Annotated in this window: 11 protein-coding genes; 7 read left to right on the top strand and 4 right to left on the bottom strand. The window is 74.9% G+C overall.

Annotated features, from left to right (window positions below; all coding sequences use genetic code 11):
* Positions 1–3 precede the first annotated feature (3 nt).
* The 3 genes from ACYVKY_RS01580 to fliG all read left to right on the top strand — a co-directional run bounded on the left by ACYVKY_RS01580 (position 4) and on the right by fliG (position 2,927).
* The gene (locus tag ACYVKY_RS01580; protein WP_460433234.1) at positions 4–495 is read left to right on the top strand and encodes a hypothetical protein; all 492 of its coding nucleotides are present in this window, start codon (positions 4–6) and stop codon (positions 493–495) included.
* Positions 492–1,802 (top strand): EAL and HDOD domain-containing protein, encoded by a 1,311-nt coding sequence (locus ACYVKY_RS01585; protein ID WP_460433235.1) that lies wholly within the window; start codon positions 492–494, stop codon positions 1,800–1,802. The genes ACYVKY_RS01580 and ACYVKY_RS01585 overlap by 4 nt, the downstream gene beginning before the upstream one ends.
* A gap of 105 nt (positions 1,803–1,907) precedes the next feature.
* Positions 1,908–2,927, top strand: a complete 1,020-nt coding sequence (gene fliG / locus ACYVKY_RS01590; protein ID WP_460433236.1) for a flagellar motor switch protein FliG — start codon at positions 1,908–1,910, stop codon at positions 2,925–2,927.
* 9 nt (positions 2,928–2,936) lie between these two features.
* On the opposite strand, the gene ACYVKY_RS01595 is transcribed toward fliG, so the two are convergent.
* The 4 genes from ACYVKY_RS01595 to ACYVKY_RS01610 form a co-directional block, all read right to left on the bottom strand.
* Positions 2,937–3,509, bottom strand: a complete 573-nt coding sequence (locus tag ACYVKY_RS01595) for a TOPRIM nucleotidyl transferase/hydrolase domain-containing protein (RefSeq protein WP_460433237.1) — start codon at positions 3,507–3,509, stop codon at positions 2,937–2,939.
* 18 nt (positions 3,510–3,527) lie between these two features.
* Positions 3,528–5,177: an MDR family MFS transporter gene (locus tag ACYVKY_RS01600; RefSeq protein ID WP_460433238.1), complete on the bottom strand. Its 1,650-nt coding sequence runs from the start codon at positions 5,175–5,177 to the stop codon at positions 3,528–3,530.
* A gap of 38 nt (positions 5,178–5,215) precedes the next feature.
* Positions 5,216–5,809: a TetR/AcrR family transcriptional regulator gene (locus tag ACYVKY_RS01605; RefSeq protein WP_460433239.1), complete on the bottom strand. Its 594-nt coding sequence runs from the start codon at positions 5,807–5,809 to the stop codon at positions 5,216–5,218.
* A 62-nt stretch (positions 5,810–5,871) separates the two neighbouring features.
* Positions 5,872–6,540: a class I SAM-dependent methyltransferase gene (locus ACYVKY_RS01610; protein WP_460433240.1), complete on the bottom strand. Its 669-nt coding sequence runs from the start codon at positions 6,538–6,540 to the stop codon at positions 5,872–5,874.
* A 237-nt stretch (positions 6,541–6,777) separates the two neighbouring features.
* Here ACYVKY_RS01610 and ACYVKY_RS01615 point away from each other — a divergent pair, with 237 nt between their 5' ends.
* The 4 genes from ACYVKY_RS01615 to ACYVKY_RS01630 all read left to right on the top strand — a co-directional run bounded on the left by ACYVKY_RS01615 (position 6,778) and on the right by ACYVKY_RS01630 (position 15,429).
* Positions 6,778–8,814, top strand: coding sequence for a serine hydrolase domain-containing protein (locus tag ACYVKY_RS01615; RefSeq protein ID WP_460433241.1), 2,037 nt, complete (start codon positions 6,778–6,780; stop codon positions 8,812–8,814).
* A 228-nt stretch (positions 8,815–9,042) separates the two neighbouring features.
* Positions 9,043–10,233, top strand: a complete 1,191-nt coding sequence (locus tag ACYVKY_RS01620; RefSeq protein WP_460433242.1) for a sensor histidine kinase — start codon at positions 9,043–9,045, stop codon at positions 10,231–10,233.
* Positions 10,230–10,889: a response regulator gene (locus ACYVKY_RS01625; protein ID WP_460433243.1), complete on the top strand. Its 660-nt coding sequence runs from the start codon at positions 10,230–10,232 to the stop codon at positions 10,887–10,889. The genes ACYVKY_RS01620 and ACYVKY_RS01625 overlap by 4 nt, the downstream gene beginning before the upstream one ends.
* 130 nt (positions 10,890–11,019) lie before the next feature.
* Positions 11,020–15,429 carry a beta strand repeat-containing protein gene (locus ACYVKY_RS01630; protein ID WP_460433244.1) on the top strand — a complete coding sequence of 1,470 codons (4,410 nt, stop codon included), beginning with the start codon at positions 11,020–11,022 and terminating at the stop codon, positions 15,427–15,429.
* Positions 15,430–15,473 lie beyond the last annotated feature (44 nt).

The raw sequence follows: 15,473 nt of genomic DNA on the forward strand, positions 1-15,473 counted from the left end.
GACGTGAACCAGCTTCCTGACCGCAAGCAGGTGCGGGACCTGTTCGAGGGCCTGCTCGGGCGCGACGTGGCCATCTCCGACGGCTCCCCCGTCGAGCCCGGCGCCGCGCTCGGCCCGCTCGTGGGCGTGTACGTCGACGACCAGACGACGCTGTCGGCCGTGGTGCTCATGGAGTTCCGGCTCGCCGCCTACGTGGGTGCGGCGCTCGGCCTGGTGCCCAAGGGCGGCGCGGAGGCCGCGGTCGAGGACCGCGAGCTGCCGCCGATGCTCGCCGAGAACGCGGCCGAGGTGCTGAACGTGCTGGCGGCGCCGATCGGCGACGCGAGCGGCGTGCACCAGCGTCTCTACCAGACCGTCGTCCCGGGCGAGGCGATCCCGGGTGACGCCGCCGCCTGGGCGGTCCGGCTCGGCAACCGCACCGACCTCGTCCTCGACGTGAAGTCCTACGGCGCGGGCACGCTGTCGATCGTCTCGGCGCTGGTGGACCCGTCGTGACCAGTCTGTGGCCCCTGCACCAGGTCGACGACGGCGTCGCGCTGTCGACGCGGATCGGCCGTCAGCAGATCGTCGACACCACCGGGCGCCAGGTCGCGAGCGAGCTGCTGTTCCGCGGGCGGGACGCCGAGACGTCCGGCCTGGTGTCGGCGTGGGACGCGGTGCGCGACGAGGCGATGACCGCCGAGCTGCGCCGCGCCGCCGCCGACCAGGCGACCTCGCACGTCATCGTGTCGACCTTCGGCGACTTCGGCCTCGACCGGCTCAGCGCCGGCCTGCCGCTGTTCCTCAACGTGACGCGCTCGTTCCTCGACGGCACGTACCCGCTGCCGTTCGACGCGCAGCACATCGTGCTCGAGGTGCTCGAGGACGTCGACGTCGACGACGCGGTCGTCGAGGGCGTCGCCCGCCTGCGCGAGCAGGGGTTCGCGATCGCGCTGGACGACTACCAGGACAAGCCGGGGCGCGAGCGCCTCCTGCCCTACGTCGACATCGTGAAGATCGACGTGCTCGACCCGGGCACCGACGTCGAGGCCGTCGCCGCCGCGGTGCGCGAGGCCGCGCCGCACGTCCAGCTGCTGGCCGAGCGGGTCGAGACCGAGCAGCAGCACCGCCGCTGCCTCGACGCCGGCTTCGAGCTGTTCCAGGGCTACCTGTTCGCGCACCCGCAGGTCCTGGAGTCGACGCAGCTGTCGCCCAACCAGGTGTCCTGCGTGCGCCTGCTGCAGCTGCTCAGCGACCCCGAGACGGGCGCGGACGAGCTGGAGCGGGTCGTCGCGTCCGACCCGGGCATGGCCGTGCGCGTGCTGCGCACCGCCAACTCGGCCGCCACCGGCAGCCGTCGGGCCATCTCGTCGCTGAAGCAGGCGCTGGTGCTGCTCGGCCCGCGCACGCTGCAGTCGTGGGTGGTCCTCGCCGTCCTCGGCGGCGGCACCGCCACCGAGCCGGCCGACCGGCTGGCGACCGTGCTGACCCGCGCGGAGGCCTGCCAGGCCGTCGCCGCCCGCACGGGCCGCGACGCCGCCGCGGCGTACACGCTCGGGCTCATCTCCGGCGTCGCCGAGGTGCTGCGCGTCCCCGCCGGCCAGATGGCCGAGGACGCCGGGCTCCCGGACGACGTCGTGGACGCGCTCGTGGAGGGCGCCGGCGACCTCGGGCCCGTGCTGCGCACCGTGCGCGGGCACGAGCTCGACCTGCCGGACGCCGCGGAGGGCTCGGGGCTCGACCCGCTGACGCTGTCGAACCTCTACCTCGGCGCCTGGACGCGGGCCCGCGAGGTCGTCGGCTCGCTCCTCGGCACGGCGTGACCGGTGCGGCGTGATCGGTCCGGGGGCCGCCTCAAGGTGGCCCCCGGAACGGCCGAAGCAGAGGGTGTCAGCCAGTCGACGTCAGGTGAGTGAGGACCCGCGCGGATGAACGCCCTCGACCTCAGGGGCAGCCAGAAGGCCGCCGTCCTGCTGGTGCACCTCGGCAAGGAGGCGGCCAGCCGCATCCTGTCGACGATGACCGAGACCGAGGTCGAGGAGATCACCGCCGAGATCGTCAAGCTCGGCTCGCTCGACCCCGAGCTGGCCGACGGCGTGCTGGCCGAGTTCCAGCAGGAGGCCTCGGCCATCGGGCGGGCCCCCGGCCGCGGTGGCGTCGACTTCGCCCGCGAGGCGCTGGAGGGCACGCTCGGCTCGGTGCGGGCCGACACCCTCATCGACAAGGTGTCGAGCGGCCCGGGCCGGATCCCGTTCTCGTTCCTGCGCGAGGCCGACCCCCGCCAGCTGCACAACTTCCTCGCCGAGGAGCACCCGCAGACCATCGCCGTCGTGCTGGCGCACCTGCGCGCCGAGCAGGCCTCGATGGTGCTGGCCGGCCTCGAGCCCGAGCTGGCCGCCGACGTGGCCCGGCGCATCGCCCTGATCGACCGGCCGTCCGCCGAGGCCGTGCGGAGCCTGTCCGAGGTCATGCACCGCCGCACGTCGTCGGTGCTGTCGATCCCCGTGCCCGAGTCGTCGGTCGGCGGCCTCGAGCCGCTCGTCGAGATCATCAACCGCACCGACCCCGGCACCGAGAAGCTGCTCCTCGAGGGCCTGGAGGGCCTCGACCAGGCGCTCGCCGAGGACGTCCGCAGCCGGATGTTCGTGTTCGAGGACATCCTCGGCCTCGAGGACCGCGCGATGCAGACCGTGCTGCGCCAGATCGAGGCGAGCATGCTCGCCAAGGCCCTCAAGGGCGCCTCCGAGCCGGTCAGCGCCAAGGTGCTCGGCAACATCTCCGAGCGGGCGCGCGAGAACCTCACCGAGGAGATCGAGCTGCTCGGCCGCGTGCGCGTCACCGAGGTCGAGGAGGCGCGCGGCGCCATCGTCGCGGTGCTGCGGCAGATGGAGGCCGCGGGCGAGATCGTGCTGCGCCGTTCGAACGACGAGGACGAGTACGTCGGCTGAGCCGCTCCCTCAGGGGCGGACGGCCGCACGGGCGTCCTCGAGCACGGCCCGCAGCGGCACGGGGACGCGGTCGAGCGGCACCTGCTCCGCGAGCGCCGCCGCGAACGCGGACTTGCGCCCGGACGTGGTGCCGGCGAACCGGTGCAGCTGGTCGTGCAGCGGGCGCCCGCGCTGGGCGGGCTGGTCGCGGAACGTGCGCAGCCGCGGCGCCAGCCCGAGACCTCCCAGCACCTCGACGACGCCCGCGGTGCCGACGGCCCGGATCAGCTCGTCCTCGAGGTCGTCGACGCACACGTGGAAGCCGTTGCGGGCCAGCGCCTCCCGCGTCGTCGCCTCGATCCCGACGCGGCGCAGCGCCCCCACGACGAACCGCACCTCAGGTGCGTCGCAGAGGCCGACCACCGCCGGTGCGGACGGGTCGGCGGTCAGGGCCACGAGGTGCCGGGCGACGTTGGTGACGCCGTCGATGGCGACGACCTCGAGGCCGGCGTGGTCGAGCCCGAGCCGCGGCGCCAGCACGCGCAGCGCTGCGGCGTCGCTGCGGCCCTCGACCAGCACGACGCCCCGCACCGCCGTGGTCACGGCACGACTGTCGCAGCGTCAGCCCTGCGGCGACAACGACTTCTGCTCGTCCTGTTCACGGGGGCCGCGCAGCTGCGCCTCGAGCTGCTCGGCCTCGGCCCCGCCGACCGCCTCGCCGCGGGCCACCAGGCCGGCGACGTCCGAGAGCGGGATCTGCTTGAGCGCCAGCGACAGCAGGAAGGCGATGCTGATGAACGGCAGCAGGTACCAGAACACCGGGGCGAGGGCGTCGGCGTAGGCGGTGACGACGCCCTCGCGGACGACGTCCGGTAGCTGGTCGAGCACCTGCGGGTCGATCGTCGCGGTGGCGGTCGCCGCGTCGGTCGCGCTGGCTCCGGCCGCGGTGAAGACGCCCGTGAGGTTCTCGGTGAGCCGGCTCGTGAAGATCGTGCCGAACACCGCCACGCCCAAGGAGGCGCCGACCTCGCGGAAGTAGTTGTTGGTGCTGGTGGCGACGCCGATCGCGTCGGGAGCGACGCTGTTCTGCACGACCAGGACGATGACCTGCATGATCAGGCCGAGGCCCGCGCCGAGGACGAGCAGGAACGCGCACACCAGCCAGATCGGGGTGTCGGCGGACAGGCTCGTCATCATGCCCATCGCCGCCGCCGTCACGACCGTCCCGGCGACCGGGTACGCCTTGTAGCGGCCGGTGCGGGTGATCGCGAGGCCCGAGGCGATCGAGGTGCCCATCAGGCCCACCATCATCGGGAGCATGAGCAGGCCGGACGCGGCCGCCGACGTGCCGGCCGACATCTGCAGGAAGGTGGGCACGAACCCGATCGCCGCGAACATGCCGAGACCGAGCATCAGGCCGATGGCGGTGGCGTTCACGAACACCGGGTTGCGGAAGAGCCCGAGCGGGATGACGGGGTCGGCCGCTCGCGACTCCACGACGACGAACGCGATCACGGCGGCGACGAGACCGGCTGCCCAGGCGAGGGTCTCGGGCGCGGTCCAGCCGTGGTCGGACGAGCCGCCGAAGTCGGTGAAGAAGATGAGGCACGTGGTCGCGACCGAGAGCAGCACGATGCCGAGGACGTCGACGGGCCTGCTCGCCCGCTTGGCCGGCAGGGTCAGGGTGAACCAGGCGACGGCGAACGCGGCCAGGCCGATGGGGACGTTGATCCAGAACGCCCAGTGCCAGGTGAGGTGGTCGACGAAGAAGCCGCCGAGCAGCGGACCAGCCACGGCGGCCAGGCCGAACACGCCGCCGAGCGGGCCGAGGTACTTGCCGCGCTCGTTGGCGGGCACGATGTCGGCGATGATCGCCTGCGACAGGATCATCAGCCCGCCACCGCCCAGCCCCTGCATCGCGCGGAAGCCGACGAACGTCCAGAACTCCTGCGAGAGCGCGGCTCCCAGCGAGGCCAGCGTGAACAGGGCGATCGCCACCAGGAACAGCCGCCGCCGGCCCAGCACGTCACCGAGCTTGCCGTAGACCGGCATCACGATCGTGGTCGCGAGCAGGTAGGCGGTCGTCGTCCAGACCTGGTGCTCGACCCCGCCCAGGTCGCCGACGATCGTGGGCATCGCCGTCGACACGATGGTCTGGTCGAGGCTGGCCAGCAGCATGCCGGCGATGAGCGCGCTGAAGATGATCCAGATGCGTCGCTGCGTGAGCAGCAGCGGCGAGCCGGCCTGGGCGGCGGGCGAGGTCGTGGTCATGGTGGGTCCCGTGGGTGTCGGGCGCGGAGGGCGCCGGGTCAGGAGCCGAGCAGCGCCCGGGCCACCGCGAGGCGGTCGGCGAGGACGTCGGCGAAGGTGGTGGTGAGCGCGGCGTCGGGCTCGGACTCGAGGTACTGGAACGCGCTCGCGCGGGCGAGCGTCCCCACGAGCTGGACGGCGGTGAGGGCCCGCACGTCGTCGTGGACCAGTCCCTCCCGGTGGGTCACCAGGACGACGTCGGCCTGCTCGTCCTCCTGCGCGATCTCGAGCAACCGGGCCAGCACCCGCGGCTCGCGGTCGAGCACCGCGCGCACCTGGGCGACCGTCGCGCGGGTGATGCCGAGCGTCTCCCACCGCGCCGCGTGCAGGGCCACCAGGTCGTCGAGCAGGGCGTCGGGCCGCGGCCCGCGGTCGAGGAACGCCAGGACCGCCTGCTCGTCGCGCCGACGCAGGCACCGCCCGAGGACGGCGTCCTCCTTGGACGCGAAGTAGTTGAAGAAGGTGCGCCGCGAGACACCGGCGGCGTCGCACACCTGCTCGACGGTGAAGCCCGCCAACCCCACCTCGACGGCCAGCGCCCGGGCCGCCGTCGACAGGTCGTCGGCGGTGCGCAGGAGCCGACGCTCGCGCACACTGGTTGCACCATCGATCACGAAGTGCATGTTTGCACGATCGCGACGATCGTGCAAACCCGTCAGCGGCGGCGGACGGCCCGCACCACGACGTCGTGCAGCTCGGCGTCGCCGCCCGGCCGCTCCACCCGCCGGGTCGGTTCGTCGGACGTCACGACGTCCCAGCGGGCGGGGTCGAGCAGCGCCACGACCTCGGCCGCGGTGGCGCTGGCGTGGTCGGGGTGGGCGCCGCGCGCCCGGTGGTGGCCGTGGCCGTGGTGGCTCAGGTCGTCCAGGTGGCTCGGGGCGCCGTGGCGCCCGTGGTCACCGGCGCGGTGACCCACGACGAGCAGCGTGCCGCCGGGCGCGACCCACTCGGCGACCCGGGCGTAGAAGCCGAGCTGCGGCATGGCCGGGTGGGCGTAGTGGGTGGTCACCAGGTCGTGCTCGACCGGCGGCGCCCAGGTCGTGAGATCGGCTCGCACCCAGTCGATCCCGTCAGCGCCACCCTGCGCTCCGCGGGCCGACGCCCGCGCCAGCACCTCGGCGGAGACGTCGACGGCGGTCACCCGCCACCCGTGCGCCGCGAGCCACAGCGCCTCCGCCCCCTCGCCGCACCCGGCGTCGAGGGCGGTGCCCGGCGCGAGGCCGGCGAGCTCGCGCTCCAGGTAGGGGTGGGCCGGTGCCGGCGTCCGGCCCGACGCCTGCTCCCAGTGCGACTCCCAGTAGCCGCGGTCGAACTCGTGGTCCACGTCCCCTCCTCGTCCGCCGGCGGGTCGTCATCCGGCACCCGACCAGGGTGCGCCGAGACCACGCTGCTTGGCAAACGTGCTTGCTGGAACGGCAAGGCGTCTCCGACCTCCGGAGGAGGTCGACTGCCTCCTCGAGCGCGATGCGCCCGTGCGCGACCCCCGCCGACGCTGGGACGGACGCCCCGAGGGCCGACCCGTGGACAGCCCGCGGGACCCGGGGCACGAGGAGCACCCACGATGCACCCCACCACCACCCGCCTGCGCGGCGCCGCCGGAGCGCTCGTCACCGCCGGCGTCCTGCTGGGCACGGTCGCCTGCGCCGCCGCCCCGACGGGCGCCACCCCCGCCGCCGAGGCCGCACCGGCCGCCGTCGCGGCCGAGCCCGGGGCACCCGGCCCTGCCGCGCTGACGCCGACCGACGTGGGCGCGTGGCTCGACGGCGTGCTGCCCACCGCGCTCGAGGAGCACGGCATCGCCGGGGCGGCCGTGTCGGTCGTGCACGACGGCGAGGTCGTCGCCGCCCGCGGCTACGGCTGGGCCGACACCGGGGCCGACGGCGGCGAGCCGGTACCGGTCGACCCGCAGGACACCCTGTTCCGTGTCGGGTCGGTGTCGAAGCTCGCCACCGCGACCGCCGTCCTCCAGCTGGTCGAGCAGGGCCGCGTCGACCTCGACACCGACGTCGAGGAGTACGTCGACGTCGACCTGCGGCGGCGCTTCGACGCACCGATCACGCTGCGCCACCTGCTCACGCACACAGCCGGTTTCGAGGAGCGCGTCCGCGGCCTGATCGGGCCCCCGGGCACACCGGTCGACCTCCGGGCGGCGATGGCCGACGACCCGCCCGAGCAGCTGTACGCCCCCGGCACCGTGCCCGCCTACTCCAACTACGGCAACGCCCTCGCGGGGTACGTCGTCGAGCAGGTCAGCGGGCAGCCCTTCGAGGAGTACGTGCAGGAGCACGTGCTCGACCGCGCCGGCATGACGTCGTCGACCTTCGCCCAGCCGCTGCCCGACCGGCTGGAGCCGCGGATGGCGCGCGGGTACGCCGACTCGTCCTCCGCCGCAGCCCCCTTCGAGGTCGTCGGCACCGCCCCCGCCGGCGCGCTCACCGCGTCCACCACCGACATGGCCGCGTTCGCGCTCGCGCTGCTGGGCGAGCCCGTGACCGGGACGCCGCTGCTCGAGCCCGCGACCCTCGCGCTGATGCAGGAGCCCGCCCTCGACGGCGACGACCTCGGCGCCCTCGCCGCCGGCCAGCGGATGACCCTGGGCTTCTTCGACGAGAGCCGCAACGGCCACCGGGTGCTGGGCCACGGGGGCGACACCAACTGGTTCCACTCGCACCTCCAGGTGTACCCCGACGACCGCACCGGGATCGTGGTGTCGCTCAACAGCTCCGGCACCGGACCCACGTCGTCGCTCGACGTGCGCGACACGCTCGTGCGCCAGTTCGCCGACCGCTACTTCCCCGAGGACGGGGCCGACGGGCCGACGGGCGTGGACGAGGCGACCGCGCGCGAGCACGCCGCCGCCGTCACGGGCAGGTACGCCTCGTCGCGCGCGCTCAGCAGCACGTTCCTGTCGGTCGTGGGTCTCGCCGGCACCACGACGCTCACCGCCCTCGAGGACGGACGCCTCCACGTCGACCCCCACCCGGGCACGGGGAAGCCGGCCGTCCTCACCGAGGTCGAGCCGTGGGTGTGGCGCGAGGTGGGCGGCGGGCGCACGCTGGCGGCGCGGCTGTCGGCGTCGGGCGAGGTCGAGGCGGTCGGTGCGGAGTCGGCGTTCGCGCTGCTGCCCCTCACCACCACCCAGCGGCTCGGCGTGCCCGTGCTGGTGGGCGCCGTCGCGGTCATGGTGCTGACGGTGCTCGGGTGGCTGGTCGTCGGCCCGGTGCGGCTGGTCCGCCGGCTGCGAGGCCGCGACGGCACGTCGTCGAAGGCGCGGGGCTCGCGCGCCGATCGCGCCGTCACCGGTCTGACCGCGGCGGGCACGGTCGCCGCCGTCGTCGCGGTCGCGGGCTGGGCGGCTGCGGTCACGACCGTGATGGGTCTGCAGGAGGTGCCGGCCGGGGTGCTGCGCGGGCTGCAGGGCCTGCTGGTGGTCGGACTGCTCGCCCTCGCACCGGCGGCCGTCCGCCTGGTGCAGCGGGCGCGGCGCCGGGCGGGCGCGCTCGCGGTCACCCGCAGCGCGGGCCTGGTCCTCGCGCTGGCCGCGCTCACCTGGTTCGCCGTCGAGTTCCGGCTGCTGGCACCGGACCTGTCGTACTGACCGGCCGGGCGCCGGTGGCCGCGCGGCCGCCGGCACCCGGCGTGACCTGGCATCCTGGCGGCGGCCCGCGGCCGTCCCGCCCCGACGAGGGAGCACGTCATCGAGACCGCACCCGCACCGGCACCCGACCCGGGGGCGCCGCCGCACCCGACCTGGTGGAGCCGCGTCGACCGCGCCCTCGACCGCGCCGGCCTGCGCGGCACCACCGCCCGCGACGCGGCGCTGGCGGTGGTCGTCGCGCTTGCGACGGCCGTCGGGGTGCTCGTCCTGCTGCACCTCGGTCGCGACGAGCCGGGTCTGGGACCGCAGGAGCTCCCCCGCGCCCCCGTGCTCGCCCTGACCTCGATGCAGGCGCTCGTCCTCGCGGTGCGCCGCACCCGGCCGCTCGCGTGCCTGGCGGTGGTGGTCGCCTGCCAGCTCGCCCTGACCGCGCTCGTGCCGCCGGACGCGTCGGTGCGGCTCGCCGCTCCGGCCGTCGCGGCCTACACGCTGGGGACGCTGCTGCCCGGCCGCGCGTCCGCGTGGGCCGTGGCGACGGCCGTCCTGGCGGAGGCCGGCGGCTCGGTGCTGCTGCGGGCGACCGACGGGGTGGACCCGTGGCTGCCGGAGCTGGCCGACGGCGGCGCGGCGCTGCTGGTCTACGGCGGTGGCGCGCTCGTCGGTGGCTACGTCGGCACCCGGCGGCGCTACGTCGTGCTGCTGCGTCGCCGGGCCGAGGACCTGCAGGACGCCCAGCGGGCCCGGGTGCGCGCGGCGATCTCGGCCGAGCGCACCCGGATGGCCCGCGAGCTGCACGACATCGCCGCGCACCACCTGTCAGGTGTGGTCGTCCAGGCCGCCGCGGTCGAGCGGCTCATCGGCCGCGACCCGCAGGCGGCGCTCGAGGGCACCCGCTGGATCCGGTCGCAGGGACGGGCCACGCTCGAGGACCTGCGCCTGCTCGTCGGGGTGCTGCGCGAGCCGCCGGGGTCGGACGCCGCCGGCGGTGCGGACGACCCGGGTGCGCCGGTGCCCGGGCTCGACGTGCTGCACGAGCTCGTCGACGTGGCAAGGGGTCTCGGCGCCGAGGTCGACCTCGACGTGCCCGCGACGCCCCTCGGGCTCCCGCCGGTCGCGGACGTCGCCCTCTACCGCGTCGCCCAGGAGGCGCTGTCGAACGCCCGCCAGCACGCCCCGGGGGCACCGGTGCGGGTGCGGCTGTCGCGCGACGACGACCGGGTCGAGCTCGTGGTCGAGAACGGGGCGCCGCGCACCGCGGCGCCGGACGTGGCCGCAGGTGGTGGCGCCGGCCTGGTCGGGATGCGCGAGCGGACGCAGCTGGTCGGTGCGACGCTCGCGACCGGCCCGACGGCCGACGGCGGGTGGCGGGTGCGCGCGGTGCTGCCGCACCGGGACGACGACGCGGGAGGACGACGGTGACGACGAGGGTGCTGCTGGTCGACGACCAGGCGGTGGTGCGGGCGGGGTTCCGGGTGCTCCTCGAGGACGCGGGCGACCTCGAGGTCGTGGGCGAGGCCTCGACCGGGCCGCAGGCGGTGACCCAGGCGCGGCTGCTGCGTCCCGACGTCGTGTGCATGGACGTGCGGATGCCGGGCGGCGACGGCCTGGCGGCGACCCGCGCGATCGTGCAGGAGGGCGGTGACGAGGCGCCCGCCGTGCTGGTCGTGACGACCTTCGACCTCGACGAGTACGTCTTCGGCGCGCTCGAGGCGGGAGCGAGCGGCTTCGTGCTCAAGGACTGCGAGCCGGACGACCTCGTCGACGCCGTCCGCCGGCTCGCCGCCGGCGAGGGTCTGCTGGCGCAGGCGGTCACGCGCCGGGTGATCCGCGAGTTCGCGCGCCGCGGGGCGGGGCCCACCCCCGACACCGAGGGCCTGGAGCGGTTGACGGCGCGCGAGGCCGAGATCGTGCGGCTGCTGGCCGACGGCCTGTCGAACGCCGAGATCGCCGCCGAGCTCGTGGTCGAGACCAGCACCGTGAAGTCGCACCTCGGGCGGGCGATGGCCAAGCTCGGGGTGCGCGACCGGGTGCAGGCCGTGGTCTGGGCGCACCGCTCGGGCCTCGTCGACCCCTGAGCCACCTGATCACGCTCGGTCACCGGGCGTGACCCACCGTCATGAGTCGGCAGCTGCAATGGATTGCACGGCACCCGATCGGCGCACACGTGGCTCAAGGTGGGCACCGTACGCTCCGACCACTCCTGACGTGACCACCATCGTCCTCGCCCGCGACGCCGCTCGCCGCCAGTCGCGCCCGCTCGCCGCCAGCGCCCTCGCCGTGGCCCTGCTCGCGGTGCTGCTCGTCGCCCTGCCGGGCGCGCGCCCCGCCGACGCCGCGATCACCACCCCGTTCCAGCAGGCGTTCTCGGTGAACACCAACGGGTCGATCCAGGTCCGCGGCAACACGCTGCTCACCTGCGCCACCGGCGCCACCGGCTGCGCCGCCGCGCGCACGTGGGTCTCGCCCGGCGGGCCGTCGAACGCTGCCGACGCCAACGGCACCAACCTGAACAACAACCAGTTCAGCGCCGCGTACGTCGACGTCGACGCCGATGCCGGCACCTTCAACTCCTCGACCGCGCGCGTGGACGTGCCGGCCGGCGGCAACGTGCTCTACGCCGCCCTGGTGTGGGGCGCCGGCACGGCCGCGCCGACCCCGGCGGAGCGCAACCAGGTGCGGCTCCACGCGCCGGGGACCGCGGGGTACACCACCGTCGTGGCCGACGACTTCATGACGCGCCCTGACGGCTCTTTCCAGGGCTACTCCGACGTCACCGAGGAGATCGCGGCAGCCGGCTCGGGCGCGTACACCGTCGCGAACGTGCAGGTCTCGGCCGGCGCCGTCAACCGGCACGCCGGGTGGTCGCTGGTGGTCGTGATGGCCGACCCGGCCGCCCCGGCACGCAACCTCACCGTCTACCGCGGGTTCGGCGACGTCAGCGCCAGCGCCGGCAACCAGACCGTCGACCTGACCGTCGACGGCTTCATCACCCCGCCCTCCGGTCCGGTGCGCACCGAGCTCGGCATGGTGTCGTACGAGGGTGACGCGGGCTCGGTCGGCGACCAGCTGCTGCTCAAGGCCGGCGCCCCGACGTCCCCGACGGCGTTCACGAACGTCGCGGACGCCCGCAACGCCCGCAACAACGTCTTCAACTCCAGCCTGACCGAGCGCGGCGTCGAGACGCCGGGCCGGAACCCGGCGTACGCGAACCAGCTCGGCTTCGACGCCGACGTGCTCGGCGCGGACAACATCCTGCCGAACAGCGCGACCAGCGCGACGATCCGGCTCACGACCGACAGCGAGACCTACTACCCGGGCGTGGTCACCTTCGCGACCGAGCTGTACGACCCCACGCTGCTCGGCTCGAAGCAGGTCACGAACGTGACCGACGGCTCCACGGCCGGCACCGCCACGTCGGCCGACCCGGGCGACGTGCTCGAGTACACCGTCCCGGCGGAGAACATCGGCCTCGACACCGCCTCGGACTCCACGTTCTTCGACGCCGTGCCGGTCGGCACGACGTACGTGCCCGGCTCGCTGAGCGTCGACGGCGTCGCCGTGACCGACCAGCCCGGTGACGACACCGGCGAGTTCGTCGCCGACGCCAACCAGGGCCACGTGGTGGCGCGCCTCGGCGCCGGTGCCACCACCGCCGAGGGCGGGTCGATCCCGGCCGACGGCGGCGCCACCAAGCACACCGTGCGGTTCCGGGTCCGCGTCGACGCCGACGCCCAGGGCCAGGACCTCACGAACGTCGCTGCCTACACCTACCGCGGCCAGACCACCGGCGCGGCGCAGTCGACCGCGAGCAACTCGGTCGTCGGCACCGTCCCGTCCGACCCGTCGGCCAACAACGAGCCGTCCGCGCCCTCGTACATCCGCACCCTGCGGCCCACCCCGGGAGCCGGCTCGCTGGTGCTCGACGTGCTGGCCGCCTCGACCGACCCCGACAGCGACACCCTGACGCTGCTCGGCGCCACCGACGGCGCCGGCGGCTCCGTCGTCCAGGACGCCCAGGGCCGTCTCGTCTACACGCCTCGCCCGGACTTCGCCGGCCGCGACGCGTTCACCTACACGATCTCGGACGGCAACGGCGGCACCTCGACCGCCGTGGTGCGGGTCGACGTGGTCAACGACGCGCCGACGGCCGACGACGAGACCGCCTCCACCCCGGCCGGTTCGCCGGTCGCGGTCGACGTGCTCGCCGGCGACACCGACGCCAACGGCGACGCGCTGACGGTGAAGTCGTACCCGTCCGCCACCGCGAACGGCACCGTGGTGCAGCTGCCGGACGGCCGCCTGCAGTACACGCCGAACCCGGGCTTCCGTGGGACGGACTCGTTCGAGTACGTGGTGCAGGACACCCGCGGCGGCACCGACACCGGCCTGGTCACCATCACCGTGACGAACCGCGCGCCGGACGCCGTCGACGACGCGGTCGTCGTGCAGCAGGGCACCACCCCGGTGCCGCTCGCGGTGCGCGGCAACGACTCCGACCCGGACGGCGACGTCACCACCGTGTCGTCGTACACCCAGCCGGGCAGCGGCAGCGTGGTGCTGGCCGCGAACGGCACCGGCAGCTGGACGCCGCCCGCCGGCTTCGTCGGCACGACGACGTTCACGTACACGCTGACCGACGGCAGCGCCACGGACACCGCGACCGTCACGCTGACGGTCAACGGCCCGCCCGTCGCCGCCACGAGCAGCGCCACGACCGCCACGAACACTTCGCGCCAGATCGACCTGCTCGCGGGCTCGTCCGACCCCAACGGCGACACCGTGACCGTCGCGTCGGTGACCCAGCCGGCGGTCGGCTCGGTCGTCCTCGGCGCTGGCGGCGTGGCCACGTACACCCCGCCGACCGGGTTCACCGGCACCACGACGTTCGACTACGTCCTCACCGACGGGCGCGGGGGGAGCACCACCCGCACGGTCACCGTCACGGTCACCAACGCGGCGCCCGTCGCGGCGGACCTGACCGCCACCACCGCCACCGACGCGGCCGCGGAGGTCGACGTGCTGGCGCACGCGAGCGACCTGAACAACCAGCCCACCCCGACGCAGACGCTCACGGTGGTGCCGGTCTCGGCCACCGCCGGCGCGACGCTCTCGGTGAACGCGGACGGCGAGCTGGTGATCTCGCCGGCCACCGGCTTCAAGGGCACCGTGGTCGCGACCTACCGCGTCAGCGACGGCACCGACGAGAGCGCCGACGCCACTGTCACGCTCACCGTCGCGAACGGCGCGCCCGTCGCCGTCGCGGACGGCCCGGTCTCCACGCCGACGTCGACCTCGGTGCTGGTCGACGTGCTGGACGGCGACAGCGACCCGAACGGCGACACCCTCACGCTCACCGGTGTGCTCGGCACCCCGGTGGACGGCGACGGCACCACGAGCGGCACGGTCGTCGTCGAGGACGGCGAGGTGCGCTACACCCCGCCGACCGGCTGGGCCGGCACCGTGACGTTCACCTACGAGGTGACCGACGGGACGTCCACCTCGACCGGCACCGTCACGGTGGTCGTCGAGAACGCCGCGCCGGTCGCCGCCGACCTCACCACGTCCACCGGGACCGACCAGCCCGTCACCGTCGACGTCCTGGCCGACGCGACCGACGGCAACGTGCCGGGCTCGGACCAGGAGCTGGTCGTCACCGCGGTGAGCGCCGACAACGGCGCGACCGTCGTCGTCGACGCCGACGGCGCGCTGGTCGTGACGCCGGCCGACGGCTTCACGGGCACGGTCACCGTCACCTACACCGTCTCGGACGGCGCGGGCGGCAGCGACCAGGGCACCGTCACCGTCACGGTCCTGAACGCCGCGCCGGTCGTCACGACGGCCGCGACGGCGACCACGCCCACCGACGTGGGGGTGCTGGTCGACGTGCTCGCCGGCGTCGAGGACGCCAACGGCGACACGCTGTCGATCGGGACGCTCGGCGCCCCCGTCGACGCCGACGGCGTGGTGCGCGGCACGGTCGTCGTCGAGGCCGGCCAGGTGCGCTACTCCCCGCCCACCGGCTTCGCCGGCACCGTGACGTTCACCTACGAGGTGGGCGACGGCACCGACACCGTCGTCGCGACCGCGACCGTCACCGTGCTCAACGCGACGCCCGTGACGGCGCCCGACACCGCGACCACGGTCGCCGGCCGCTCGGTCGTGGTCGACGTGCTCGCGAACGACGGCGACCAGAACATCCCCGGCACCACGCAGTCGCTGACGGTCGTGTCGTGGGTCGCCGACAACGGCGCCACCGTCACGGCTGGCCCGAACGGGCAGCTGGTCGTGACGCCCGCCCCCGGTTTCGTCGGGGTCGTCACGGTCACCTACACCGTCGCCGACGGTGCGGGCGGCACGGCGGACGGCACGCTGCGGGTCACCGTCACGGCGGCCGGCGCCGGCGGCGGTGGCACCACCCCGCCGGTCTCGGGCGGCACGGGCGGGACCGGCGCCGGCGCAACGGGTTCTGCCGGGGCGACCGGCGTCACCGCGGCCGCGTCCCGCCTGCCCCGTACCGGTGCCGACGGCGCTGCCGCCCTCGCGGGCGTCGCGCTGACGACCCTGCTGCTCGGCGCCGGCCTGGTGCTGACGGCACGGCGCCGCCGCGCCGGCTGACCTCCGGCTCGACCGACGCCCCGTCCCGCGGACCTCGCGGGGCG

It is taken from the genome of Angustibacter speluncae (assembly GCF_054777815.1).